This is a genomic window from Leucobacter albus (assembly GCF_039528015.1).
GTDB classification, from domain to species: Bacteria; Actinomycetota; Actinomycetes; order Actinomycetales; family Microbacteriaceae; genus Leucobacter; species Leucobacter albus.
The window spans coordinates 91,450-117,362 of sequence record NZ_BAAAKZ010000001.1 but is presented as its reverse complement, the minus strand read 5'-3'; the positions used below and the strand labels follow the sequence as shown (position 1 = coordinate 117,362).

The 25,913-nt window shown below is 67.4% G+C and carries 19 protein-coding genes and 1 tRNA gene; 5 read left to right on the top strand and 15 right to left on the bottom strand.

The features are described from left to right. Window positions 1-282 precede the first annotated feature (282 nt). Entirely contained in the window at window positions 283-1,605 is a 1,323-nt protein-coding gene (locus tag ABD115_RS00505; protein WP_343957097.1) for an acyltransferase family protein, read from the top strand. On the opposite strand, the gene ABD115_RS00500 is transcribed toward ABD115_RS00505, so the two are convergent. From ABD115_RS00500 to ABD115_RS00485, 4 genes are all read right to left on the bottom strand, one after another. Further along, complete coding sequence (locus ABD115_RS00500; protein ID WP_343957095.1) at window positions 1,569-2,522, bottom strand: 1,4-dihydroxy-2-naphthoate polyprenyltransferase; 954 nt, start codon at window positions 2,520-2,522, stop codon at window positions 1,569-1,571. The genes ABD115_RS00505 and ABD115_RS00500 overlap by 37 nt on opposite strands. Further along, a complete protein-coding gene (locus ABD115_RS00495; RefSeq protein ID WP_343957093.1) occupies window positions 2,519-3,775 on the bottom strand; it encodes an AMP-binding protein in 1,257 nt (418 codons plus the stop codon). Before ABD115_RS00495 ends, ABD115_RS00500 begins: the two co-directional genes overlap by 4 nt. 149 nt (window positions 3,776-3,924) lie before the next feature. Beyond that, a complete protein-coding gene (locus ABD115_RS00490) occupies window positions 3,925-4,839 on the bottom strand; it encodes a 1,4-dihydroxy-2-naphthoyl-CoA synthase (RefSeq protein WP_343957091.1) in 915 nt (304 codons plus the stop codon). Window positions 4,840-4,886: 47 nt separating this feature from the next. Continuing rightward, a complete protein-coding gene (locus tag ABD115_RS00485; protein ID WP_343957089.1) occupies window positions 4,887-5,729 on the bottom strand; it encodes a VIT1/CCC1 transporter family protein in 843 nt (280 codons plus the stop codon). 175 nt (window positions 5,730-5,904) lie between these two features. Here ABD115_RS00485 and ABD115_RS00480 point away from each other — a divergent pair, with 175 nt between their 5' ends. Beyond that, a complete protein-coding gene (locus ABD115_RS00480) occupies window positions 5,905-6,909 on the top strand; it encodes an o-succinylbenzoate synthase (RefSeq protein WP_343957087.1) in 1,005 nt (334 codons plus the stop codon). A gap of 60 nt (window positions 6,910-6,969) precedes the next feature. On the opposite strand, the gene ABD115_RS00475 is transcribed toward ABD115_RS00480, so the two are convergent. The 3 genes from ABD115_RS00475 to ABD115_RS00465 all read right to left on the bottom strand — a co-directional run bounded on the left by ABD115_RS00475 (window position 6,970) and on the right by ABD115_RS00465 (window position 12,427). Beyond that, window positions 6,970-8,712, bottom strand: coding sequence for an AMP-binding protein (locus ABD115_RS00475; protein ID WP_343957084.1), 1,743 nt, complete (start codon window positions 8,710-8,712; stop codon window positions 6,970-6,972). Window positions 8,713-8,822: 110 nt separating this feature from the next. Beyond that, on the bottom strand, window positions 8,823-11,849 hold the full coding sequence (locus ABD115_RS00470; RefSeq protein WP_343957082.1) for a DUF2207 domain-containing protein: 3,027 nt from the start codon (window positions 11,847-11,849) through the stop codon (window positions 8,823-8,825). 32 nt (window positions 11,850-11,881) lie between these two features. Next, window positions 11,882-12,427, bottom strand: a complete 546-nt coding sequence (locus tag ABD115_RS00465) for an adenine phosphoribosyltransferase (RefSeq protein ID WP_343957506.1) — start codon at window positions 12,425-12,427, stop codon at window positions 11,882-11,884. Between the two features lie 171 nt (window positions 12,428-12,598). Here ABD115_RS00465 and ABD115_RS00460 point away from each other — a divergent pair, with 171 nt between their 5' ends. Next, window positions 12,599-14,197, top strand: coding sequence for a fatty acyl-CoA synthetase (locus ABD115_RS00460; RefSeq protein WP_343957080.1), 1,599 nt, complete (start codon window positions 12,599-12,601; stop codon window positions 14,195-14,197). A gap of 49 nt (window positions 14,198-14,246) precedes the next feature. Further along, window positions 14,247-14,320, top strand: a tRNA-Arg gene (locus ABD115_RS00455). Between the two features lie 208 nt (window positions 14,321-14,528). Here the strand turns inward: ABD115_RS00455 and ABD115_RS00450 are convergent. The 4 genes from ABD115_RS00450 to ABD115_RS00435 form a co-directional block, all read right to left on the bottom strand. Further along, complete coding sequence (locus tag ABD115_RS00450; protein WP_343957078.1) at window positions 14,529-15,980, bottom strand: type II toxin-antitoxin system HipA family toxin; 1,452 nt, start codon at window positions 15,978-15,980, stop codon at window positions 14,529-14,531. Continuing rightward, complete coding sequence (locus tag ABD115_RS00445) at window positions 15,977-16,264, bottom strand: helix-turn-helix transcriptional regulator (RefSeq protein WP_343957076.1); 288 nt, start codon at window positions 16,262-16,264, stop codon at window positions 15,977-15,979. Before ABD115_RS00445 ends, ABD115_RS00450 begins: the two co-directional genes overlap by 4 nt. A gap of 149 nt (window positions 16,265-16,413) precedes the next feature. Next, the gene (locus tag ABD115_RS00440) at window positions 16,414-18,258 is read right to left on the bottom strand and encodes a M14 family zinc carboxypeptidase (RefSeq protein ID WP_343957074.1); all 1,845 of its coding nucleotides are present in this window, start codon (window positions 18,256-18,258) and stop codon (window positions 16,414-16,416) included. A 383-nt stretch (window positions 18,259-18,641) separates the two neighbouring features. Further along, window positions 18,642-19,568, bottom strand: a complete 927-nt coding sequence (locus ABD115_RS00435; RefSeq protein ID WP_343957072.1) for an NAD-dependent epimerase/dehydratase family protein — start codon at window positions 19,566-19,568, stop codon at window positions 18,642-18,644. Window positions 19,569-19,711: 143 nt separating this feature from the next. Between ABD115_RS00435 and ABD115_RS00430 the strand changes: the two genes are divergently transcribed. Further along, window positions 19,712-20,284: a TetR/AcrR family transcriptional regulator gene (locus tag ABD115_RS00430; RefSeq protein WP_343957070.1), complete on the top strand. Its 573-nt coding sequence runs from the start codon at window positions 19,712-19,714 to the stop codon at window positions 20,282-20,284. A 142-nt stretch (window positions 20,285-20,426) separates the two neighbouring features. On the opposite strand, the gene ABD115_RS00425 is transcribed toward ABD115_RS00430, so the two are convergent. From ABD115_RS00425 to ABD115_RS00410, 4 genes are all read right to left on the bottom strand, one after another. Then, window positions 20,427-22,268: a dipeptide ABC transporter ATP-binding protein gene (locus ABD115_RS00425; RefSeq protein ID WP_343957068.1), complete on the bottom strand. Its 1,842-nt coding sequence runs from the start codon at window positions 22,266-22,268 to the stop codon at window positions 20,427-20,429. Further along, window positions 22,265-23,164 carry an ABC transporter permease gene (locus ABD115_RS00420; RefSeq protein ID WP_343957067.1) on the bottom strand — a complete coding sequence of 300 codons (900 nt, stop codon included), beginning with the start codon at window positions 23,162-23,164 and terminating at the stop codon, window positions 22,265-22,267. Before ABD115_RS00420 ends, ABD115_RS00425 begins: the two co-directional genes overlap by 4 nt. Further along, on the bottom strand, window positions 23,161-24,144 hold the full coding sequence (locus tag ABD115_RS00415) for an ABC transporter permease (protein WP_343957065.1): 984 nt from the start codon (window positions 24,142-24,144) through the stop codon (window positions 23,161-23,163). Before ABD115_RS00415 ends, ABD115_RS00420 begins: the two co-directional genes overlap by 4 nt. A gap of 67 nt (window positions 24,145-24,211) precedes the next feature. Beyond that, the gene (locus ABD115_RS00410; RefSeq protein WP_343957063.1) at window positions 24,212-25,867 is read right to left on the bottom strand and encodes an ABC transporter family substrate-binding protein; all 1,656 of its coding nucleotides are present in this window, start codon (window positions 25,865-25,867) and stop codon (window positions 24,212-24,214) included. Window positions 25,868-25,913 lie beyond the last annotated feature (46 nt).

Here is a 25,913-nt window from a genome sequence, read left to right as displayed (position 1 = left end):
GGTCTAGTGTCCGGACAGCGGGGTGCCCGGACGAGCAGCTGCTGTAAATGCGATCGTGCGAGGCATGGGCTGCTCCTTTCCGGGTCGTAGGGATTCCAAGAAGTCACCCTATCCGTTTTCTGGGAAAGCGCGCAAGCACGAGTTTTGCGCGTGTTCCCGCGGTGAGCCCCCGCCCGCCCCACCGTAGTCCCGAGGTAGGGGCGGCAAATCGCTCCCAGAGGTGACGCGCGGCCGCACACCCTGCCGCGAGGCTGGGGCTCTCGCCGGAAGGAACCCGAACCCATGTCACTCATCAGCATTCCCCCAGCCCACGCGGGCTCAACGCCCGGGCGCGCGCCGCGGCCCGGCGCACCGGCCCGCGACTTCTCGGTCGACCTCGTGCGCGCCGCCTGCCTCGTCGCGGTTGTCGCGGTGCACGCCCTGATGGTCGGCGTGAGCGTGCAGGGCGGCGAGCCGGTGCTCGAGAACGCGCTCGAGCCGTGGGGCGGGTTCACGGTGTTCTCGTGGTTCGCGCAGATGATGCCGCTGTTCTTCATCGCCGGCGGTTTCGCCTCGGCAACTCACTACCGCAGGCTGCGAGCACGCGGTGCAACGCCCGCGGGCTACGTCGCTGCACGGCTCGGCAGGCTGCTGCCTGTGCCGCTTGTTGCCGCGACGGCAACGACCGCGGTGCTCGCGGCGCTGGGTGCCGCCGGCGTCGACCCCGGGGTCGTTGCGACCGCCGGCTGGCGCATCAGCCAGCCGCTGTGGTTTCTCGGGGTGTACGTGCTGTGCTCCGCCCTGGTGCCGGCGCTGCTCGCGCTGCACGAGCGCGCGCCCCGGCTGACGCTTGCGCTGCTCGGCGGCGCGATCGTCGCCGTCGACGTCGCCCGCGCCGCGACGGGCATCGAGGCTGTTGGCTTCGCCAACCTGCTGTTCGTGTGGTTGTTCGTGCAGCAGCTCGGCTTCGCACTCGCGGGCGGCAGGGCCCCCGGGTTGCGGCTCGCGGTTGCCTCGCTCGCCGGCGCCGCCGGGTGGGTCGCGCTCGGCATGTCGCCCGTAAACCTCTTTGCCGCGCTGAACCCGCCGACCGCCGTGCTCGCGCTGCTCGGCGTCGCCCAGCTCGCCGCGTTCCAGGCGCTGCGCCCGAGGCTCGCAGGCCTCGCGGCGCTACCCGCCGTCGCACGGGCCGCGGCGGCGATCAACGCCCGCTCGATGACGATCTACTCGTGGCACATGCCCGTCACCGTGCTGCTCGCGGGGCTGTTGCTCGCAGGGCTCCAGCTCGTCGGTGCCGCGCACGCGCTCCCGCTGCCGCTCTCGGGCGAGTGGTGGCTGTCGCGCCCGGCATGGCTCGCAGCGGTTGCGCTCGTCGTCTCGGCAGCGGTGCGCGCGGTCACTGGGCTCGAGCGGCGCGCACTCGCGCTCGTCACCATCGCGCGCGCCCCGTCGCGGCTGCGCGCGGCGGCCGCGGTGCTCACCGGGGCGGCAGGCGTGCTCGTGATTCTCGCCGCGGTGGGGGCGCCGGCTGCGTGGCTGGGCGGATCGGCGCTGCTGCTGGCGGCGCTAGTGCTGTGCCGGGAGCGGGCTCAGAACCCGAAGGCGATGCCGAGCAGCACGCCGTAGCCGAGCGCGGCGAAGCTCGTGAGCTGTAGCACGAGGATGAGCTCGCGGGCGGTGCGCGCGGTGAGCGTGATGATGATCGCGGGGATCACGGCGGCGAGTACGAACCAGACGAGCAACATGCCCGAGTACGCCCACCCGAACATGAGCGGCACCCCGAACGGCAGCACGACGCAGGCGACGTAGAGCACCCGCGTCCACTTCTCGCCGATGCGCACCGCCAGCGTGCGCTTGCCCGCGGCCCGGTCTGTCGGAATGTCGCGCAGGTTATTCACGACAAGCACGGCAACCGCGAAGAAGCCGACGCCGGCACCGGCGAACCACATCTCTTGGTTGGCGACCTCGGTCTGCAGCCACACGGTGCCGACCGTGGCGACGATGCCGAAGAACACGAACACGACGAGCTCGCCGAGACCCGCGTAGCCGTAGGGGCGCTTGCCGCCCGTGTAGAACCAGGCGGCAACGATGGCGACGACGCCAACGGCGAGGAACCACCAGCGGCCGCTGATGATCACCGCTGCGAGCCCGGCGACGGCCGCGAGGCCGAAGAACACGAGCGCGAGCGCGAGCACTCGCTTCGGGTCGACCCTGCCAGAGCCGGTGAGGCGTGCTGGCCCGACGCGGAAGGCGTCGGTGCCGCGAATGCCGTCTGAGTAGTCGTTCGCGTAGTTCACGCCGATCTGCAGCAGCAGCGCGACTGCGAGCGCGAGCAGCGACAGCGTGAGCGAGAACTCGTGCAACATGTTCGCGATGCCGGCGCCTGCCGCGACCGGGGCGATCGCGAGCGGGAGGGTGCGCAGCCGCGCTCCCGCGACCCAGTCGCGCCACGTCACCGTCGCGGATCCACCGGCGGCTCGCAGGTCGTCAGCAACGGCGCGCAGCGCCGGGTTGCCCGACCGCTTCGGGTTCTTGGCGCTCACTCGGTTGTCCCTTCGTCAGTCTGCGGTGCCGCCGCTACCGGCGCATCAGCCGCTGCCCCGCGTGCCCGCGCAAAGCTTGATCGCAGCGACGAGATCCACCGCTCAATCGCTGCGAGGTCAGGTTTGCCGCCCGCGAGGCGCGGCAGCTTCTCAGTTTCGGTCGCCCACTCGGGCGCTGCCGCCGCTCCGAGGCGGGCGCGGATGGCTTCGCGCACCTCGTCGAACGGCGCAGCATCTGGCTCGATCTCGACGACGAGGCTCGGGCGCGACCCCCATTCGGGGTGCTCCGTGGCGAGCGCGATCGCGCTGCCCCAGCCCGGGAACTCGCGGGCGACGCGCTCGATTTCGTCGAGCGACACGTTCACGCCACCAGAGATCACGACGCGGTCGAGCCTGCCGGTCACCGTGAGCATGCCGCCGAGCAGCTCGCCGGCGTCGCCTGTGCGATACCAGCGGATCGGGGTGCCGTCGCGCCCCGCTTCGACCACGAACCGGTCTTCAGTCTGGGCGGCGTCACCGACGTACCCGAGGGCGAGCGTCGGCCCCGCGAGCTGCACTTCGCCGCCGCGGATCCGCACGAGGGTGTCACCGATCTCGACGCCGTCGTAGACGCAGCCACCGCTCGTCTCGGTCATCCCGTACGAGCGACGCAGGCTGACCCCGAGCGCGTGCGCTCTGCGGCGCAGCTCGAGCGAGACGGCCTGACCGCCGACAAGCACCGCGTCAAAGCGGGTGAGCGCCTCGGCCGCATCGGCGTCGGTTTCGGCAAGGTCGAGCAGCCGGGCGAGCTGCACCGGAACGAGCGAGACGTACCTACGTTCGTGCTCGAGCTGGTCGGCGGCGGCGAGGAGCTCCCTGGCGCCCGCGCCCTCGGGTGCAAACACGGGCTCGATGCCCGAGACCGAACTGCGAACGAGCATCTGCAGCCCCGAGATGAGCTGCGCGGGCAGCGCGACGAGCCACTGGCCGGGGCCGCCGAGAGCCTCATGGGTCGCCTCGGCGCTGGCAACCAGTGCTGCCCGGGACAGCGCCACGGCCTTCGGAACGCCGCTCGACCCCGACGTGCGCACCACCACGGCGGTGTCGTCTGGCAGCGGCAGCGAGCGAATCGACTCCACTCCCGAATCAGCGGGGTCAAGCCCCGGCGCGAGCGGCAGAATTGGCGCACCGCCGGCGAGTGCGTCATCGAGCGCGGCGACAAGCCAGGCCCGATCCTCAACCGGGATCGCGCGAAGAACGAGGGGGGCGGTCACCCCATAAGGGTACCGCGCTTCGGTGAGAGCGGGGCGCGGCACCCGTACCGCACCGTACCGACGCACCGCCCCGCACCCGCCGCACTGGCACCGCCCGTGCTGCCTTCGCGGCCCCTCGCGCAGCGCACCGCCTGAGGGGCTGCCGCGTGCTAATAGTGGTACGGGAACGGCGACCAGTCGGGCTCGCGCTTTTCGAGGAACGAATCGCGGCCCTCGACGGCCTCGTCGGTGCCGTAGGCGAGGCGCGTCGTCTCGCCGGCGAAGAGCTGCTGCCCGACGATGCCGTCGTCGACGGCGTTCATCGCGTACTTGAGCATGCGGATCGCGGTCGGCGACTTGCCGAGAATCTCGCGGGCCCACTCGATTCCGGTCGACTCGAGCTCTGCGTGCGGCACGACCTCGTTCACGGCGCCAATCTCGCGGGCGCGCTCGGCGTCGTATTCGCGGGCAAGGAAGAAGATCTCGCGGGCGTTCTTCTGCCCGACCTGCTTCGCGAAGTACGCGCTGCCGTAGCCGGCGTCGAACGAGCCGACGTCGGCGTCGGTCTGCTTGAACTTCGCGTGCTCGCGGCTCGCGATGGTGAGGTCGCAGACGACGTTGAGCGAGTGCCCGCCGCCAGCTGCCCAACCGGGAACGAGCGCGATGACGACCTTCGGCATGAAGCGGATGAGCCGCTGCACCTCGAGGATGTGGAGCCTGCCCGCCCGGGCGAGCGCCTCGGGGCCGACCGCGGTCTCGGAGTCGGAGTACTTGTAGCCGTCGCGGCCGCGGATGCGCTGGTCGCCGCCCGAGCAGAACGCCCAGCCGCCGTCTTTCTGGCTCGGACCGTTGCCGGTGAGCAGCACGACGCCGACCTTCGGGTTCACCCGCACCCTGTCGAGGGCGTCGAAGAGCTCGTCGACGGTGTGCGGGCGGAAAGCGTTGCGCACCTCGGGGCGGTCGAACGCGATGCGGGCGATGCGCCCGTCAAGGCTCAGGTGCGCGGTGATGTCGGTGTAGCCCTCGGCGCCGGGGGCGACCTCCCACACGCTCGGGTCGAAGATGTCAGAAACCTGCTTGGTCATGCCACCAGCCTATTGCGCGCGGGGGCGTACCCCTACTCCGCACGGCGCTAGCCGACCGCGACGCCGAACAGCAGGCCGATGAGGTAGGTCGCGACCATCGTCGCGCCGCCCATGAGCACGTTGCGCAGGATCGCGCGGGCCCTCGGCGCCTCGCCGAGCGCAGCCGAAATCCATCCGGTGAGTACGAGACCGATGAGCACGGCGACGCCAGCGGCCGGGATGCGCCCCGCCTGCAGCGGCAGCAGAATCATGAGCAGCGGCAGCAGGCCGCCGACGGTGAACGCGACGAACGACGAGATCGCGGCCGCCCACGGGCTCGTGTACTCGTCGGGGTCGATGCCGAGCTCGACCTCGGCGTGTGCGGCGAGCGCGTCGTGCGCGCTGAGCTCCTTCGCGACCTCGGTGGCGAGCGCAGCCGACACCCCGCGGCGGCGGTAGAAGCCCGCGAGGCCGCGGAGTTCCTCGGCCGGTCGAAGCGCGAGCGATCGCCGCTTCTGATCAATGAGCGCCTTCTCGGTGTCGCGTTGCGTGCTCACGGAGACGTATTCGCCGCCCGCCATCGAGAACGCACCGGCGACGAGCGCCGCGACGCCGGCCGTCGCAACCGCGACCGTGTTTCCAGGCGTCGCTGCTGCAACACCAATGACGACGCCCGCAACCGAGACGATGCCGTCGTTCGCGCCGAGCACGCCTGCGCGCAGCCAGTTGAGCTTCTGACCGATGCGGGCCGAGCGCGGCTCAGAATCGTTGCCGTTCTCCGGTGCGTCGATCTGTGCCCCGCGGGCGGGCGGCGCTGCCGCGGCGTGCGCGCCCTCCGGCGCGGCTGACGGGTCCAGGTTGATGCGGGCGTTGGCGCCCGCGATGTCGCTGCGAGTTGCTTCGAGTGTCATGGCTTCCCCTCCCAAGTTTCGGGTCAATACACCTCAGTCTGCTCCTCAATTCCCCAGCTCGCAAGCAAGGTTAGGCTGCCCTTTCCCCAGATCAGAGGCTATTTTTTAGGCTTACCTTAGTCAGACGATTGATGGCTTCGCGTCGGGCAAACTTGGGTGGTGAGACAATCGAAACATGGTTACCGACCTCACGCTCTCAGCGCTGCTCGACACGGCCCGCGTGGTCTCGATTCCGACCCGCACGCGCTTTCGCGGCATCTCCGAGCGCGAGGCCGTGATCTTCGACGGGCCGCAGGGCGCGACAGAGTTCTCGCCCTTTCTCGAGTACGACGACGCGGAGAGCGCCCGCTGGCTCGCTGCGGCCATCGAGTTCGGCTGGGTGCGGCCCCCCATGGCGCACCGCAAGACGGTCGCAGTGAACGCGACGGTGCCGGCGGTTGCGGCCGAGGCTGTGCCCGAGATTCTCGCCAGGTTTCCCGGCTGCCGCACCGCGAAGGTGAAGGTCGCCGAGCGCGGACAGACGCTCGCCGACGACGTCGCCCGCGTGCAGGCGGTGCGCGAGGCGCTCGGGGCCGACGGCGCCGTACGCATCGACGCGAACGGCGGCTGGGGCGTCGCCGAGGCGTTCGCCGCGATCGCGAGGCTCGCTCCGTTCGGCCTGGAGTACGCCGAGCAGCCGTGCGCCTCGGTCGCGGAGCTCGCCGAGCTACGCGCCCTGCTCGCGAGCGCGGGCATCGCGGTGCGGATCGCGGCCGACGAAAGCGTACGCAAGGCGGAGGATCCCCTCGCCGTCGCCCGCGCCGGCGCCGCCGATCTCATCGTCGTGAAGGCACAGCCGCTCGGCGGAATCGCGCCGGCGCTGCGGATCATCAAGGACGCGCGGCTGCCAGTGATCGTGTCGAGCGCGCTCGACACGTCGGTGGGCATCTCGATGGGGCTGCACCTTGCCGCGGCGCTCCCCAACCACCTGCTGGCTGGCGCCTGCGGGCTTGGCACGGTCGCGCTGCTCGACGGTGACGTCGTCACCCAGCCACTCATTCCAGCGGGCGGGGAGCTTCCGGTAGCCCGCCCAACGCTCGACGGTGCTGCGCTCGACCGCTTCCAGGCGTCACCCGAGCGGACTCGCTGGTGGCGGGAGCGGATCGAGCGCTGCTACGCGCTGATCAATCTGCCGGGCTGAGCCGAGCCCCGCCAGCGCGAACGCCCACACGGCGGCAGCCCGGCCCAGGCTCAGGCCCGATCAGGCCTTCAGATCGGGGAAGTCCTCCTCGCGCCACTCCGAAGCGATGCGCTCCCCAGCCGCGTGCGCGGCCTCCTCGCGCTGGCGCAGCTCGACGCGGCGAATCTTGCCAGACGTCGTCTTAGGTAGCGCAAAGAACTCGACCCGGCGAACCCGCATATATGCGGGCAACGCGCGCCGCGCGTGCGCAAGGATTTCGTGCGCGGTCTGCTCGGTCGCCGGCGCGTCTGCCGCGAGTGCGACATAGGCCTTCGTGACGTTGAGCCTGGTGTCGTCGGGAGCGCCGACGACCGCGGCCTCTGCCACAAGATCGTGCTCGAGCATCGCGCTCTCGACCTCGAACGGCGACACCTTGAAGTCGCTCGACTTGAAGATGTCGTCGGTGCGCCCCACGAAGGTGAGCGAGCCATTCTCATCACGCTGGGCGACATCGCAGGTGTGGTAGAAACCGTCTGCGAGCGCCTCAGCGGTCGCTTCATCGTTCCCGAAGTATCCGTTCATGAGGTTGACCGGTCGCGCGGCGCCGGTGCCGTCATCCTCCGGCCCGAGGCGCAGGCAAACCTCACCTTCGTCACCCTCCTCACCGGTCACGGGGTCGATGAGCACGATGTCAACGCCCGGCAGTGGCCGCCCCATCGCACCGGGCACGATGTCCTCGCCCGGCATATTGCCGATGGTCGCAGTCGTCTCGGTCTGGCCGTAGCCGTCGCGCAACACGAGCCCCCAGCTCTCTTCGATTCGCGAGATCACCTCGGGGTTGAGCGGCTCGCCCGCTGACACGACTTCGCGGAGCGCCGAGGGCTTTGAGCCAAGGTCACTTTGAATGAGCATCCGCCACACCGTCGGCGGAGCACAGAAGCTCGTCACGCCCACCCGGTCGAGCTCTGCGATGATGCGTTCTGCCTTGAACTTTGCGTAGTTCGCGACATAAACGGTAGCCCCGGCGTTCCATGGGCCGAAGAAGCTCGACCACGCGTGCTTCGCCCAGCCAGGGGCGCTAATTACCGAGTGAATGTCGCCCGGCCGCACTCCGAGCCATGCCATAGTCGTGAAGTGTCCGAGCGGGTAGCTCGTGTGGGAGTGCACCGCGATCTTCGGCAGCTTCGTTGTGCCCGACGTGAAGTAGAGCAGCGCCGGGTCGACGCTCTTCGTTTGCTTCACGATCGGCGCGAGCGATGCCGAGCGCGACTCCTCGAAGACCGCCCAGTCATAGAGCGCGGCGCGCTGATCCATCGTGCCGGTCTCGATCCGCACTCCGATGCCGCGGAAATTGCCCGGGACTCCGGCAAACTTCACGGCGTCTTCGGGGCCGGCGAACACCCAGCTCACGTTGCCGCGCTCCACCCGGTCAACGAGCTCCTGCGTGCCAAGCACGACCGAGGTTGGCAGAATCACGACCCCGAGCTTCATCGCCGCGAGCATGATCTCCCACAGCTCGACGTGGTTGCCGAGCATGAGCATCGCGATGTCGCCGCGCTTCGCGCCGAGTCGCTTAAGCCAGTTCGCGACCTGATCGGAGCGCTGCTTCAGCTCGCGGAAGCTGCGCTTGACCTCGGTGCCGTCTTCCTCTGCAATCCACAGCGCCGTCGTGTCGTTGTCTGCCGCCATGCGGTCGAACACGTCGTGCGCCCAGTTGAACTCGTCGCCAACATCTGGCCACCGAAACTCTGCCCTCGCCCGACCCGGGTCTCCCTGGAGCGCAAGCAATTGGTCTCGTGCCGCGAAAAAGCTATCTGTACCCATCTAGTTAGTCTCGCCCATTCGGGCGGCTCGCGCTCCCGCCCGTCTCGCGATCGTTACAGTAGCGGCGAACTCCACCCGCGACCGCAGCGATTTCGGCCCCGGGGCCGCGCTCAGGTGGTCTTGCCGCCGCGCACCACCGCGATCCACTGAGCGACGAGCGCGACCCACATCACCGTCGACAGCGCAATCAACCCACCGACAGCGCCAGAGCTCCCCGGCATCGAACCCGTCACCCACCAGAACACGATCGACTGCGCGACGGCGAGCAGCGTGAGCGTGCCGAACGAGATCAGCAGGGCCGAGAGCCCGAGGCGCGACCCGCCCCGCAGCGCGACTACGAATACCGCCGCGCACGCGATCAGCACGAGCACCGTGAACCCGATGAGCAGCCCGAGCGGCGCGCCGTGCTCGACGCGGTAGCGCTCGGCGGCGCCGTCGGTGACATTCGTAAACGTGCCAGCGGAGAAGTTCAGCACGGCACCGAGGTCGCCCGTCGCGCCGAGCTCGTGCTGACCGAGCGTGCCGTTGAGCTCGGCGTCGACGGCGAACGGCTCGGCATCGGCAGCGTCTGCGCCCGGCTCGGGGGCTGGCCGCGACTCCACCGCCTCGATGTCGAGCACCGCGACGAGCGCGCCGTCTGACCTCTTCTGCTCAGCCCCGACTCGCAGTTCGATGCGCCCGGAGTCGTTGTACATGTCTCGTTCGGCGGCCCAGGCGGTGAAGCCGGTGCCGCTCTCGCCCGGCTGCTTTGGCGCGTCGCCGTGGTCGATCCACCCGCCCGATCGCAGCTCGGCGGCGATCTCTTTGGCGACCGTCAACTGCACGCGAATCGGGCGCACCGGGTCAGACCCGTCGAACGGCTTGCTCTGCTCGGTGAAGAACGTGTCGTCCCAGAACCGCAGCAGCGCCGCCCAGCGCAGCTGTTGCGCGACACCGCTCCCGTCTTGCACCTCGACGACGGGGCTGCTGAACGAATAGCGCACCTCGACGGGCAGCTTCCCCGCCAAGACTTCGCTGAGCTTTGTCGTGACCTTTGTCGTCAGCTTGCCCCGTGTCTGCGCGAAGGGCACACTCTCGCCGTCGACAGAGATCGCCTCGACCTCAAGCCCGAGCGGCTGACCCAGGCGCTCGCTCGGCCACTCGCGCTCGAACTGCGGCACCGACGCCCCGCCCGGCTCAAACCCAACGGTGAGCTGCTCGGTGACCTCGAGCCGAGCGCCGCCAGCAGCGTCGCGCGCGAGCTCAGCAGAGATGTCGAAGCCCTCGAGCTGAGTCCACGTCGCGCCGCGCGCCTCTGACGACGGCCAGGTAAGAAACTCGTCGGCGCTGTAGGGGGCGGGCTGCGTGCTCGCAACCACGATCGACCCGGCAAACAGGGCCCCGGCTGCCACGAACGACAGCAGCGACGGCACCGACAAGAAGTGTTCGCCGCGCCACCCGGCCAGAAGGCCCCGATCGCCAGACTCGCGCACCGCGTGCTGCGTCACCGCGTTGCCCGCGCGCCTCGGCGACTCGAACAGCACCGCGTACGGCAGCAGGGCGTCGTCGACCGGGCCACGCTCGAGCAGCCGCGTCGCGCGCGCGTAGGCGTCGATGCCGCGCAGCTGCTGCTTCGCGAGCGCGCCCTTGCGGGTGAGCGGGCGGGGGCGCGCGACGGCCCACAGCGCGACCGCCGAGATGATGGTCGCGGCGAGCACGAAGAGCGCCGGCCACCACACGACGAGCAGAATGACCTGGTGCGAGAGCTGCCGGAGCAGGCCCCACTGCAGCAGCGTCACCGCGATGGGCGCGAGCAAGAAGGTATCGCGCACGTAGCTGTCTGGCGCCCACCTCAGCCCCTGCTCGACCGCCCCACTCGTGCGCGCCCAGCGCGAGCGCCAGCGCTCGACGGCTGGCAGGTTGCCCGCCCTGCCCGAGCGCCGGCCCGCACGGGCGACTGAGCGCAGCCAGCGCTCGCTCCGAGTGCCGGCGTCTGGCGCGCTCAGCGCTGCGACGAGCTCCGCGTGGCGCGGCTTCTCGAGCATTTCGGCCGCGGCAACGGGGTCGAGCCCTGTCGGTGGCTCTGCGCGCGGCAGAAACCACGGCTCGCCAGCGGAATCGGCCCACACGATCCAGCGGGCCGCGAGCGCGAACAGCATCAGCACGACGAGCGCGGCGAGCGGCAGCAGCGGCCCCCAGGTCTGCACCCAGAACAGCGCGGTCTTTGGCGGCTCTGCGAACGTGCCGTGCTCGAACGAGAACTCCACCCATACATCGGAGTTCGGTGGCAGCGAGTCGTCGTTCTCGAAGGCGTAGCGCACGCTCTCGGCCGTCGTTTCGTCTGGCGTGAGCCACACGTTGCCGCGCACCAGTAACCAGCCGACCGAGGCAAAGGGCTGCCGCACGAGTGCCTCGTCGAGCTCCGTCGGCAGCGTCACCGACACCGCAAGGCCCTTGGTGGCCTGCGGCCAGCTCGGCGCGAACAGCGGCCAGTCCCACTCGTCGACGAGCTCGCCGGTTGCGCTGTCTGTAACGGCGCGTGCGAGGTGATGCAGCTCGTAGCTCAGCTCGATCTCGCGCTCGCCCTCAAGCCGCTCCCCGCCAGGCGCCCCGATGGTGATGTCGGTCGTCGTAGGGTGCCTGGTGACCTCGGTCGCCGCGGCTTCGCCGTCGACCGAGGCGCCGACGAGCACGAACTCCGCGTTCTTGCCGTGCACCTCGGTGACGAGGGTGCGCACGACCTCGCGCTCGGGCCCGTTAACGAAGTTCGCCTGGAAACGCTCGGTGACGCGGGTTGAGAACGTGCCGTCTGGCTCGCGATCCACCGTGTAATCGATCGCAGCGTCGCGCGCGACCCAGTCGACGTCGGCGACGCTTGCGGAGTCGATCACCTCATCGAAATCCATGGGCTTGTTGAGCACCGGGCCGATGAGCAGAAAAATGCCGACAAGCGCCAGCGCACCCCAGAACCAGCGAATTCCGGTGCGCAACGGCTTGCCACCGCGGGCGCGCAGGAACTGCTCAATCGTGCCGAGGGTGCGCGCGAGCCAGCGAAACAGGGGCGTGTGCTCCGGTTGCGGGTCGGGGATCCGCCCAGATCTCAGGTGATCGGCGTCGGCCGCTGCTTCTGCCCGCTCAGCTGACGCGCCTGACGCCACGGGCCCGGCGCCCCCTCGCCTCGATCGACCGCTCACTCGCCGCTAGTAAACACCGTGTGAAGGTGCGGGTCGGCCACAGCGTCCCTGCCGCCCAGCCCGTCGATTTCGAACAGCACCGCGGTGCCCGCGACCCTGTACCCGAGCAGCTCGAGCAGCTCTCGCGCCGCCTCGAGGGTGCCGCCGGTGGCGAGCACGTCGTCGATGAGCAGCACCCTGGTGCCAGCCGGAAGGTCGTTGTGAGCCTCGACCTCGGCGACACCGTACTCGAGCTCGTAGCCGACAGACGCTGCGGGCCGCGGCAGCTTGCCCGCCTTGCGAATCGGCAACAGGCCCGTGCCCGTGGCGTAGGCCGCGGCGCTCGCGAGCAAGAAGCCGCGCGCCTCGAGGCCGGCGATCACGTCGAAGGTGCCGAGAAACGGAGCGATCAGCGCGTCGACGGTCGCGCGCAGGGCGGGGCCGTCGGCCAACAGCGGCATGATGTCGCGGAAAACGATGCCGGGGGCCGGGTAATCGGGAATGCCGAGGATGAGCTTCTCGGCCCGCGCGAGCTCCGCGCTTGGCTCGGGAACGTACGGCATAGCGAGCTGATCGCTGTCACTGTTGGTAGACACGTACTTCATCGTACCCGCAGCCCGTGCGACTCACCCGTTCCCCCAATCGAGGGTGGTAGTCCCAGGTACTCGTTGCTAGGGTTGCGAACACCCGCCGACGCGGGCAACTGCTTTACGACGAAGTGAGGTACGAACACCGTGTTTGATGAAACACTCTCCGCGACCGTCGCCGCGGCCCGGGCCGACACACTCGGCGAGCAACTGCGCCGCACCGCCGCGCGGCACCCTGACAAGACCGCGCTGATCGACGGCGACACCACGCTGACCTTCGCCGAGTTCGATCGGCTCGCAAACCGGTTTGCGAACGCCCTCACGGGGTGCGGTGTCGCCCCGGGTGAGCGCGTCGCGCTGCTCAGCCGCAACTGCTGGCAGTTCGCCGTCACCGCCTATGGCGCCGCCCGCGCCGGCGCCATTCTCGTTCCCTTCAACTTTGTGCTGACCGCAGGTGAGATCGGGCCGCTCATCGCGGGCTCAACCCCTAAGCTGCTGATCGCGCAGACCGGGCTCGTGGAAACCGCCGAGCTCGCCGTCGCGCACTCGGGCGTCGGCGTTCAAACCCTCGTTGAAATCACCGAAGATCTCTCGACGGCGCCCGCCCCAGGGTGGTTGCCGTACGAAGAGATCCTCGCGACCTCGCACGACGCGGAGCCCCCGACGGTGCTCGCGGCCGACGACCCGATTCGCATCATGTTCACGAGCGGAACAGAGTCGCGCCCCAAGGGCGCCGTGCACTCAAGTCGCTCACTCGGCGCCGAGTACCTGAGCTCGGTCGTCGAGGGCGGCATGACCGGTGACGACATCGACCTGCACGCGCTGCCGCTGTACCACTGCGCCCAGCTCGACTGCTTTCTCGGCCCCGACATCATGCTCGGCGCGACGAGCATTCTGCTGCCGGCGCCAGACCCCGCGACTGTGCTCCAGAAGATTGCCGAGCACCGCGTGACGAAGTTCTTCGCCCCGCCCACCGTGTGGATCTCGCTGCTGCGCTCCCCCGACTTCGACACCGCCGACCTCTCGAGCCTGAAGAAGGGCTACTACGGAGCGGCGGCAATGCCGGTCGAGGTGCTACTCGAGCTGCAGCAGCGGCTACCAAACCTGCAGCTGTGGAACTTCTACGGCCAGACCGAGCTCGCGCCCGTCGCGACGATTCTGCCGCCGCATGAACAGCTCAGCCACGCGGGCTCGGCCGGGCGGCCGGTGCTGCACGTCGAGACCAGGGTCGTCGACGAGGCCGGGGAGCCGGTGCCAGTCGGCGAGGTCGGCGAGATCGTGCACCGCAGCCCCCAGCTCGCCCTCGGCTACTGGAACGCCCCCGAACAGACCGCAGAGGCCTTCAGGGGCGGCTGGTTCCACTCCGGCGACCTGGGGGTGTTTGACGAGGGCGGGCGGCTGCGCATCGTCGACCGCAGTAAAGACATGATCAACACGGGCGGCGAGAATGTCGCGAGCCGCGAGGTCGAGGAGGCGCTCTACGAGCACGCCGCGATCGCGGAGTGCGCGGTCTTCGCCACGCCGCACCCGAAGTGGGTCGAAACTGTGACGGCGGCGGTCGTGCTCACCGCTGGTGCGAGCGCGACCCAGGAGGAGCTGCGGGCGCACACGCGCGAGCGGCTCGCCGCGTTTAAGGTGCCGACCGTCGTGCACGTCGTCGCGACGCTCCCGAAAAACCCGAGCGGCAAAATCCTCAAACGCGAGCTAAGACAACGATTTGGGGAGTCTGAGCCGGTCTCGTTTTGAATTACTTGGAAAGTTCGTGTAACGTATTCCAAGTTGAGAGATCAACACTGCGCCCCTAGCTCAGCTGGATAGAGCATCTGACTACGGATCAGAAGGTCAGGGGTTCGAATCCCTTGGGGCGCACCGCAAGACCCTCACTCTTTCGAGAGTGAGGGTCTTTTTGGTTTGCAGCGGGGCGGGCCTGCGCCGCCGCCGAGGCCGCCCCCTAGCGCCGGCAACGAGACAACTCCGGCCTAACATCGCTGACTCTCGGTTGGAGCGAAGCATCGTCAACTGTATTTCTCTGATGGCGAGGAAATACACCAGTTGCGGATGAGCCGAGACACCTCCCCTACACGAGGGGCATCGTCCGACTTCGGTAGTGCCCCGTATGCCAAGAGCCGTGTCGGTCTCGCACGCCGGCAACCCAGACCTGCCCGCTCGAGCGTGGTTTCGACAGCGGCTCTCCCGCGAAGGCTGGCGTCTCCGAGATGTCGGTCGGCGTGATGCGCCCGGCAAGATCCGACGCGAAATCGCGCACCCGCTCCGGCATCCGGAGCACCCGCTCGTCACCGAACCCGTCGGGGAGTTCCGCGATCGATGCCTCGAACGCATCCGGAAGGCTCGCTGCAAGCTCCTGCAGCAGTTCGGCGAAACCGGCACGGTCGACGCCGAGCACGTCGGCGGCACGGGCCAGATCCCGCCCCGTAATGTTTCGGTAGCGGCGGGTATTCCCGTATTTCACCGCGGCCTTCGACGTGTAGCGCACACGGCCCTCGTCCCAGATTCCGTGGGCCGAGATCAGGTCGTAGGCCGGGGCAAGGCGGGTGTTCGGCCCGGCGAGCAGCAGGCTATGGTTCTTCGCGTGCGCATCGACACCGGCAGCCAGGAGGTTGAAGGCAGCAAATCGCGCGAGCATCCGCAGATCGCCCTCACGGTAGCTCGGCGATGACGCCTCAGCCACGAGGCGTTTCGTGTCGGCCAGTGACGGCCCACCGTCCTCCTCATACTTCCGGGAGGGCAGCACGCTCAGCGCCTGGCAGAAGTCCTCCTGATGGATTCGGAGCACCGATCCGTCTGGCCGGGTGCGCCGATCGTACCGAGTCGTGACGAACGCACGGGTGCCGGCAAAGTCGACGATCTCGACCGTCGCCGCCGGAATCGACACTTTTCGGGCGGCACGCATCGTCGCGAACTCGACCGCCTGCACCGCCGCATTGGTGACTCCTGTAGCGGTCGCCATCCCCGGTTTCACGATGTGGGTGCTGGCGGCACGACCATTCGGTTCGAACCACCCCGCACCGACCCTCGCGAGGGCGAATTTCCCCTGGTTCCCGCCCAGCGAGAAGCGGCTCTCGTCCTCGTCCGTATCATCCACCCAGTGATCCGGGTCGGCGATGATCCCGGCGATGCGCTCGGCGATCCGCTCCTCGCGGATGGGCGACAGCCGCCCTGCCGCAGTGGGTTCGACACCCTCAGGGACGACCTGCACCGAGCCGGGGGCGTCCTGCCCCATGTGCCGGAGCAGCGTGAAGGGGTCGTTGCGCCGCTCCCCGAACTTCGCAGCCCAACGATCACGCACCTCGATGGCGTCAGGCAGTAGGTTGGACAGCCACGGCATCACCCGATCCGGGCCGTGGCCAGCCTGGGTTTTCGGGACGCTCACCGACAGCGGCGTCGACACAGGGTCGCCCAGATAGTCGATCTCGTACAGGAACTCGACCTCGCCCATCTCGCCGCGGTGCAGCTGCCCGGCTAGGCGCCCATCGAGCCAGAGATCCAAGGTGTCTGGGTGGCTCGTCATGCCAGATCCTCGAACACCTCGTCCAGCAGGTTCGATGCGATGGATCGATCGGCGATGAACTCGTAGCCGAGCGCATTTGCCACATCGATCGCAGCCGGTAACGACGGGGCGACCTTGCCCCGCTCCACGTCTTGCAACCAGCGTCGGCTCTTCCCCACCGCGCCCGCCAGATCCTCCTGCGTCTTCCCCGACCTGATCCGTGAACTGCGCACGAACTCACCGAACCCGGTCTGGGTGCGCACCGGGATCCGCTCCGGAAGCGCACTATCCTTCGCGTTCCTCATGATGGGAAGTATAGTTCGCCTTGTGTGGAATGGGAAGCGTTCTGCGCCCCGGGGGGCATGTGTACCGGCCGCGAGGCGCACAACAAGACCCTCACTCTTTCGAGAGTGAGGGTCTTGTTGGTGAGCGGCGCGGTGCCGCTGGGAGCAACCTAGGCGTCAGCCCGCTTGCCGCGGGTGCGCGCGAGCGCCCAGACGCCCGCGGCGAGCAGCAGGCTCGCGGCGCCGACCGGCAGCCAGAGCCCCTCGGATCCGCTCACTGCGAGGTTGCCGCTGCCCTTGCCCGAATCGGTCACGGGCGCGGTCGAGCCGTCGCCCTTGCCGCCGCCCGTTCCCGGGCCACCGGTGCCGGGCCCATCGGTGCCCGGCTCGCCAGTTCCGGGCCCACCCGTGCCGGGGCCACCCGTGCCGGGGTCGACGTCGGCACACTCGGCGCTCGGCGTCGCGGCGACCTCGGCGTACTGCGCTGCAGCGTCGACGATGTACGGAATCATCGGCCTGGCCTTCTGAGCCAGGTCGATCTGGTAGCCCTCGCCGACCTTGTCGACAACGACGTTGTGACCCTTGAGCTGGTCGCGCACCGTCTCGTAATCGGCCGCGGTCAGCGTGTAGCACGCCGGAGCCGGGTCAAGCGTCGCGAGCGGATCCCCGCCGGGCAGCGTTCCCACGCCGTCGGTCGGGTTGCCGTCAGGAACGACGCCGCCGACGAACAGCGGTGCGCGATCCTTGCCTGCCTGAATCTGCGACGCCTCGTACTTCTTCGCCATGCCGGTGACACGCTCGACGTTCTCGGCGTGGTAGCCAAGCACGTCTTCCATCGCCGTCGTCTGCACGCGCACGCGATCCTTGTTATTGAGGTTGTTCTGGTTCGACTCGAGCAGCACGCTCACGGTGCCGCGCAGGCCGAGCACGTTGCGCATGATGCGCTCGTCGCCGCCGCTGAGGTAGTAGCGGCCGTCGAAGCCTGCCTCGCGGGTGCCCGCGATCGCGCCGTCAACGAAATCCTTCGACAGCTTCCAGACATCCTCCGGCACGTTCGCGTTGCGCGGGTACAGGAACTCGGCGTCGCCGTAGCGCGCCTTCGGGTTCGAATTCGGGCCGGGCTTGGGGCCTGCGACCCCGCGCACGGGGATCTCGTGCGCGTCGAGCGCAACGTGGGGCGTGAATTCGCTCAGCAGCGACGACATCAGTCGCCCCTCGACCGTCTTCAGCGCGAGGTGATCGCGGTTCGGGTCGGTGCCTGGCGCGGGGTTGCCCTGCGCATCGACGCCGTCCCACAGCAGGCGGGTGCGCGTGTCGTGCGTGACGACGCCGTCGGGGCCGGCCGCGAAGAAGCCGTCGGGGTTGCCCGTCGGAATAACCACGACAGTCACGGCCTTGAGGTACTCCACGATCGCGGGGTCTTCGGAGAACGCGAGATCGCGCACGAGCTTCAGGCAGGCCTCGCGGGGCGCCTCCTCGTTGCCGTGCTGCGTGCAGGTCACCATCGCGGTGTTCGCCTCGCTGAGCTCTGCGCGCGGGGCCGGCTTGTCTGCGCCGACACGCACGAGGTGCAGATCGCGCCCGAGGGTCGACTTGCCGAGCACGTCGACCTCGACGCGCGGGCTCGTCGCCGCGAGGGTCGTGAGGAAGTCGAGCTCCTCTTCGGCGGTCGTCCACGACTCGCCTTCGACCTCACCGCGAATCTCGAAGCCCGTGCGCAGCTGCTCCGCTGCAGGGGCCTCCAGCGCGGCCTCGGGAGCGGCCGGGGCATCGGTTGCCTCACCCTCCGCCGGCGCGGCCTCTGGCTCTGCGGCCTCGGTGCCTGCGGTCGGCCCGTCGGGGTCGCCCCCGGCCTCTTGATTCGTGCCCGGGGTCACGAGTTCTGCTGCTTCGCTGACACCGGGGGCGTCGGCCCCCTGCTCGTCAGCCAACGCAACGGCTGGCGCAGTGAATACGCCCGACAGGAGTACCCCTGCCGCGATATACATCGCTAGCGGGCGAGATTTGGCTGCCACTACATTCCACCTTCTTTCTTCTCTTTGTTGTTGCACTTCACGCCGGTGTGGGAGGTGCAAGTCAAAGGTTCCGCGGTGGAACACGCGTGCCGTCGATGCGAGCGCACGCAGATGTGGGCTCCCCGGAACTCTCCACGGGGGCCAGCTTGGGGGCCAGATTTCGGCTCCCCTTTGCGCAACAGGTCACGCTCGGGGGTACCCCTGAACGAGCGGCTCCATTGCACTGTCAACATACTTATGGAAGCTATTGGTTTGCCAATGACTCCCCAACCATCTTGAGCGATCCTTGAGCATCGTGGCGCAAAGCTACAGTGACGGGCGTACGAAATTGGCCGTGGGGCGCTTGATTTGGGCCCGCAGGAGGGCCGGGCCAGGCCAGGCCCTCAACGGGTCGCGACCGAGCCAGCCTGCTCGAGCACCTCGAGGCCGAAGAGATCTGCCATGGTGACCGCGCCGAGGCCCGGCTGCTCGGCGGCGCGGATTGCGGCGAGCGCCGCGAACTCCCCCGTCGCCCGCGACTGCCCGAGGCCCCCTGCAGCGAGCGTCTGCCCCGTGCGCCGGTTGGTGACTGCCACCCGCCACCGCTCGTCGCCCCAGTGTGGCGCCGCCGCGAGCATGCCGCGCAGCCCGGGCAACAACCCAACGAGCGCGAGCCCGGCGGTGGCGACGGGGCTGCCGAGGGTGAGGTACGTGCGAATCTGCGCGCCGGTCGCATCGAGCAGCAGGTGGTCGGGAAAATCCGTGCGCAGGTGCAGTCGGGAACGGCCGTCAACGCTCATTCGTCGACGCTCGCGATAGTTCAGTAGCGGCGGATCCTCGGGCGCCCCGTGAATGGCGCGCCCCGCGAGCTGCGCCGTCCAGGCAACCGCAGCGGGGCCGTGCACCTCGCCAGTGCCGAGCAGCACTTGAATGTCGATGTCGTCGCCCGCCCTCGGATCCACCGCCGCGGCAAGCACCGTGCTCACGCCCGGCGCGATCCCCGCGCCCACCACCCGCGTCGCGTCGCCGGGAAGAGCCCTGAGCCTTGCGAGGTAGGCAGTGCTCGCGGAGGTGTCGACGTAGGGGGCGCGCGCGAGCTCGCTTGCGATGCGCGGGTCTTCACTGCCCGACGCGTTGATGACGACGTCGCAGGTCTTCGCCGCTTCGATGAGACGGCCGAGCCCCTCGGCCGTTGCGAGGTCAAGTTGCATGTGCTCCGCGCCTGCGGGCGGGCGACGGCTCCCCCGGAGCGCGTCGTGCCCACGCGCCCGCAACGCCGCCACGGTCGCGTTGCCTACGGCACCGGTGCCACCGAGCACGAGGGCCCTCATGCGGCGATCGCCTCGTCGACTCGGGCGTGAATGGGGCGCGGGATCGGGCTCATAAATTCTCCAAATGATCGTTTGGAAATGAGTGTATGGTGAGCTGCCCCCGAAACGCAAACGATCGTTTGGAATTGAGTTACGATGCTTCCATGGCCTGGGATACCGAACAGACACAGCGGCAGCTCCTCGACGCGGGGGCAGTGCTGTTCGCTCGCCACGGCTTCGCGGGCACCACAATGGACGCGGTCGGGCGGGAGTCTGGCGTGAACAAGGAGCGGGTGTACTCGTACTTCGGCTCGAAAAGCGGCTTCTTCACGGCCGTGCTCGACGACCAGCTCGCAAACCTGCTCGAAGACCTGCCCATCGAGGGCGTAGGCGCCGCCGCGGTCGGCACCTACGCGCTCGCCCTGTTCGACAGGCTCCAGTCGCAACCCGGGCTCGCCAGACTGCTCGCCTGGGAGAGCCTCGAACTCACCGAGCCAGTCGCAGTCGATTGCCGCTCGCTCAGCTGCGCGAACCTCGCGGCAGGCCTCACCGTCGCCCTTCCCGGCGTCACCCAAGATGCGGCCGAACAGCTATTGCTCTCCGTGGTCACCCTCGTCGTTGGCTGGTGGACACTCTCGCGAGTAGCCGACACGATTCTCACTGTCGACACCACCCCCGCGGCGCGGCGCGCAGCGCTGCGCGCCGACGCAGAGGCGCTCGCGACGGCGCGCAGCTAGCGCGCTCACACAGGCGAAGCGCTCACGAGACATCCACGACCTCGTCTGGCGAGGCTTCCTCCAGCGCGCAAAGGCGGCCCGCGCCGCTATCTTCTCCCGTCGGAGAGTTGCACACCAAGCGTCTTGGCCCTGAAACTACCGGCTACCCGCCATGAACACCCTCAGGGAAGTGGCACGCGACGGCGTGCCCCGCATCTGCCCGAGCGGGCCCCGGATCCTGCGTCTCGCAGCGCTGTCGACCAGCCTCATCAAGCAGCGTGAACACCTGGCACCGGGACCGGAATCTGCAACCGGAGGGGATGTCTGTGGCCGTCGGCAAATCACCCCTGAGCACGATTCGCTCTCGAGTTCGTTCCACGATTGGATCTGGTATCGGCACTGCCGAGAGCAATGCAGCACTATACGGGTGGGTGGGCTTGTCAAGCACATCCGCTGCAGTTCCCTGCTCGACGATCCGCCCAAGGTACATCACCCCAACCCGGTGAGAGACTTGCCGAACAACGGCAAGGTCGTGTGACACCAGCAGGTACGAGAGACCCAGTCGCCGCTGCAGCTCGCCGAGTAACTCAAGGATCCCAGCCTGCACGGTGACATCCAGGGCTGAAACAGGCTCGTCGAGCACGATCAACTCGGGCTCGAGCGCGAGCGCGCGGGCAATCGCGATGCGCTGTCGCTGCCCGCCCGAAAACTCTGACGAGAACCGCTCGAGGTGCAGCTCAGGTGACAGCCCAACGAGCGTGAGGAGCTCGCTGACCCGCGCGTCTCGCTGGGCTTTGCCCCAGCCTGCGGCCTGGAGCGGCTCAGCGAGCAGATCCGCTACGGGGAGCCGCGGGTCGAGTGACGCGTGCGGGTCTTGGAACACGACCTGCACCCGCGCGCGAAGCCGCTGGCGCTCCTCCGCAGTGAGCGTCGACACGTCGCGACCAAACAGTTCGAGCCGCCCGTGCGTCGGGGCCGCGAGGTTCATGATCTCTCTGATCGTCGAGGTCTTCCCAGAACCGGACTCTCCAACGAGCGCATAGGTTTCGCCCCGAGATATGACGAGGTCGATGCCGTCGACTGCCCGTACGGGCTCGCCATGCTGCCTTCGCCAGGGCAACGCCATGCGCTGCCGTGGTCGGTAGTGACGATGCAGCCCCTCAGCAAGCAGCACCGTTTCTTGCTCGCGCTGGGGGGCTTCGGCGAGTGGCCCGTCAATCCGCGGTACAGCAGCAATCAGGTCAGCGGTGTACCGGTCTTGCGGCTGCGCAAACACCCGATCTACGCCGCCTGACTCGACCACGTCTCCAGCGCGCATCACCAACACATCATCTGCGATTCCTGCGACAACGCCGAGGTCATGGGTCACAATCACCATCGCTGCGTTCGTCGCTTCGAGTGCTGCCCGGAACACGTCAAGCACCTGTGCCTGAACGGTTACATCGAGCGCGGTCGTTGGCTCATCAGCAAAGATAATCGCGGGATCGTTCGCGACAGCCATCGCAATCAACACGCGCTGTCGCATTCCCCCAGAAAACTCGTGCGGGAACGCGTCGATCGCCCGGTGGGGCGCCGAGATGCCGACGAGGTCGAGGAGCTCGATTGCGCGAGCGCGAGCGGCAGCTTTGGTCACACGCTGATGGATTCGCATCGCCTCAACGAGTTGCTGACCAATCGTAAAGACAGGGGTGAGCGACGACAGGGGGTCTTGCGGCACGAGGGCGAGCTCGTTTCCGCGCAGGCGCGACATTTCACGATCGCCCAGCCCGAGCAACTCCCTCCCTCGGAAGGCGATGGATCCGGTTGCCGTTGCAGACTCTGGGAGCAGCCCCAGGATCGCTTTCGAGGTCATCGACTTGCCGGAGCCCGACTCACCGACGACCCCGAGCACGCGACCAGACTCGAGACTGAAGTTGACGTCTGTCACGGCCCGAACGAGACCGGCCTCGCTCGGCAGCGTCACGTGCAGGTCAGTCACCCGCAGCAGAGGTGCTGGCGCGTTCATCGGCGAGCTCCCTTCGAAGAATTTGCGTCGATCGCGTCGCGCATGGCGTCGCCAATGAAGTTGACGCTGAGCACAGTAAGCACGAGCATGACGCCCGGAAAAGCCCACAGCCACGGTGAAGACGTGAGGCTCGGACCCGAGGTTCCGACCGCAATGAGAGTGCCGAGCGAGACATCGGGCGGTTGAATGCCAAAGCCGAAATACGATAGCCCTGTTTCAGCAAGAATCGCGCCAGAGACGTTGAGCGTCGCGTCGACGATGAGCAGGCTCGCCATGTTTGGCAGCAGGTGCGTTCGAATGATCGTGAACGGTTTCACGCCCATGTATCGGGCAGCCTCGACATACTCACGATCACGCAGCGACAGTGCGAGGCTTCGAACCACGCGAGCCGTGAGCATCCAGTTGAACGCGGCGATGACGAGTGCGAGGAGCACAAAACTTGTTCCCTGGATTGCCGGGCTGATGATGGCAACAATGAGGAAGGAGGGCAGAACGAGCAGCACCTCGATCACCACTGTGATCGCACGGTCGCTCCAACCGCCGAAATAGCCAGCGATCGAACCAACCGTTGCCGCGATTCCGGTACTCACGAGAGCGGCGACAAATCCGATCAGCAGTGATTTCTGCAGCCCGCTCAAGCTCTGCGCCAACAGGTCATGGCCGATTTGGTCTGTTCCAAACCAGTGCAACGGGTTGGGGCCGACCAGACTCTGCGCATAGTCGGGATCAAGATCTTCCGGCCGGTAGGGCAGGAAGAAGGGCAGCACGTATGCCATCAGGATGAGGAACGTGAGAATGACTCCCCCGATGAGTGCGAGCGGGTGCCTCCTGAACCTTCGCATCACAAGCTGTGCCCGCGACGTAGCCCGAACCGGGGTGACTCGCTCTTTGCTCATACGGCGACCTTCCCTGCTGCGCGAACGCGCGGATCAAGCGCTGCGTGCAGCACGTCGGCCAGGAAACTGGAGAACATAACCAGCAGCGCGACGACGCCGGCGATTGCAGCGATCGCGTTCACGTCGCTGTTATTGATCGCGTCGATCGCCCACTGCCCCATGCCGTTCCAGTTGAATATTCGCTCGGTAAACGAAGCTCCGACAAGCAGTAGCCCGAACGTAAAGGCGAAGAACGTCGCCATCGGGATCAGGGCGACTCTCAGGCCGTGAGTGAAGAAGGCCCGCCACTTGGTCAGCCCTTTCGCACGAGCCGTTTGCAGAAAGTCGCTCCCGAGAACGTCAAGCATGGCGCTGCGCTGATACCGGCTAAAGTACGCGATTCCAGCTGGCCCCAGGATGATCGCCAGTGTCGGAAGCGCAAGGTGCTGGGCACGCTCGAGGAGCCCGGCGCTTGGCCCAGTGTGGTACTCGCCGTCAGAATAGAACAGCACCTGGCCGAACCCGACGTTTGCGATGTCACCGCCGTACTTCAATGCGTTCGCGAGCAAAAACACTGGCGTAGACAGCAGAACAAAGGCAACGATCGTCGAGACGTAGTCGTCGACCTTGTACTGTCGGATAGCGCCGATCACGCCGACAAGCACGCCGAGCACAACCGCCAACACCGTTCCGACCACCAACAGTCGAAAGCTCACGCCCATGCGCCGCAGGAGCTCCTCAGAGATCGGGGTCTGTGTTTGATAGATGAGCCCAAGGTTGCCGTGTGCCACGCCGGAGAGCCATGTCCAGTAGCGCTCAAACAGCGGCGTCTCGGGGTTCACGTTATAGGTGTTCAGATTCGACCGGATGGCACTCTCGGAGAGCTGCTGCGATTGGTTCAGATACACCTGCGCCGGGTTCAACGTGATCGACGCGAGCAGGTACGTGAGGCTGGTGGCCACGAACACGAGGGCGAGTTTTGCGCCGAGTCGGCGCAGCATGAAGGTCAGCATGACCGCCCCGTGTCACGCCTGCGCAGCCCCGCACTAACCGGCGGGTACAAACCACTCATTGTTTTGCGAACCCGATCTCTTGGAACCGAATGTCAGCGAAGCCCTGGGAGCCAAGGTTGGCCACGTTCGCTCGTGCCGCGGTGTTCTGCGGCACCTGATAGAGCGGCAGCCACGCCGCGTCTTCCCAGATCTTTTCGTCTGCGAGGTTTGCGGTGTCGTACTTCTCTTCAAGCGTGTGCGACTGTACAGCCTGCTGGAGGAGGTCGTTGATTTCGGTCGTGCCACCAGCGCCGTAGTTGCGTTGGATATTGTTCGGGTCGAGCGTGTACATTGACAGCGATTTCGCAACCGGCGTCACAACCCCATTCCACGTCCAGGTGGCAAGCTGGAAGTTACCAACGGTCACGTACTTACTAAAGAAGTCGTCGACGGGAACCGTGCGGATCGTAAGCTTGATTCCGGCCTCTTTCAGCGAGCTCTGCGCAATTTGAGCCTCGTGCGCCGAGTTCGCTCGCCCCGACTGCACCACCATCGAGATGTCGAGCGGCTTCCCATCCTTCTCGAAGTATCCGTCGCCGCCGAGCGACCAACCCGCTTCCTCCAGCAACGCCTTCGCCGCCTCTGGGTCGTATTCACACAGCTCTCCGCAGTTCTCTGCGTAGCCCATCTGGTTCGGCATAAAGATGTGGTTTTGGAGCGCACGGGCTTCTCCGCCGATCTTGCCCGCGAGCAGGCCGGCCATACGCACCCGATCAGTTCCGAGAATAATTGCCTGCCGCACCCGTTGATCGCTGAGAACCTCGTCTGCCTTGTTGAAGGTGAACATGCGAAAGACCGGGGATCCCGCTGACCGCACGGACGCGTCGCCGAGCTCCTTCGCCGCCTGGTACTGCTCGACCTCGTCTGCTTCCCAGAAGTCGAGTTGCCCCGTCTTGAAAGACCCTACGAAGGCCGACGGGTCGCCATACACCCGGAAAAGGATCTCATCGAGCACGGCTGGCTCACCCCACCAATCAGGGTTTCGCTTAAGCGAATAAGTCTTCGCAGACTTATCCTCACCACCCCACACAAATGGGCCGGCTGTCACGAGGGGAGCCTGCGCCCACGACGTGTTGAACGCCTCGGGCGTCGCGGTGAGCGAAGCCGGAATGAGCGGGTCGAACAGGCTCTGCCAGTCTGCAAAGTAGGTACCAAACGTGACAACCACTTGCTGTGGGGTTTCGCCCTCGGTCACGTCTGAAATTCGGTCGTAGCCTGTCGTGCCCCAACCCTCGAACCGCTCATCGTTGCCGCTGTTCGCTCGCCACATTCCCGCGAAATCTGCGGCTCCGATCGCGCTGCCGTCTGACCACACCGCGTCGGGTTGAATCTCGTACGCAACGGTCAGCGGGTCTTGCGAAAGGACTTCGATGGAGCTGTAGAAGTCTTCGTTGACGGTCGGTTCGCCGGCTGGGCTGTAGTGGAAGGGCCGCGGAAGCAGAGCCCCCATGATGTTGAACGTGTCAACCTGCGCGCCGTTGAGGTTGTAGTAGTTGAAGTTTGTCACCGACGCGCTCAATGCCCACTGCAGCACGCCCCCGTCTTCGAGATCGCCCCGATCGGTCGGATTGATGTCATTCGTCGACGCGGTCAGTGCTGGCGTCTCCGCCTGCGGCGCTGCGGTTGATGCGCACGAGGAGAGCGCGATTGTGGCGGAGGCAAATAGCGCCATGGCTACCAGAGTTCTTCGTTGATTCACGGTATTCCCTTTCAGCGGG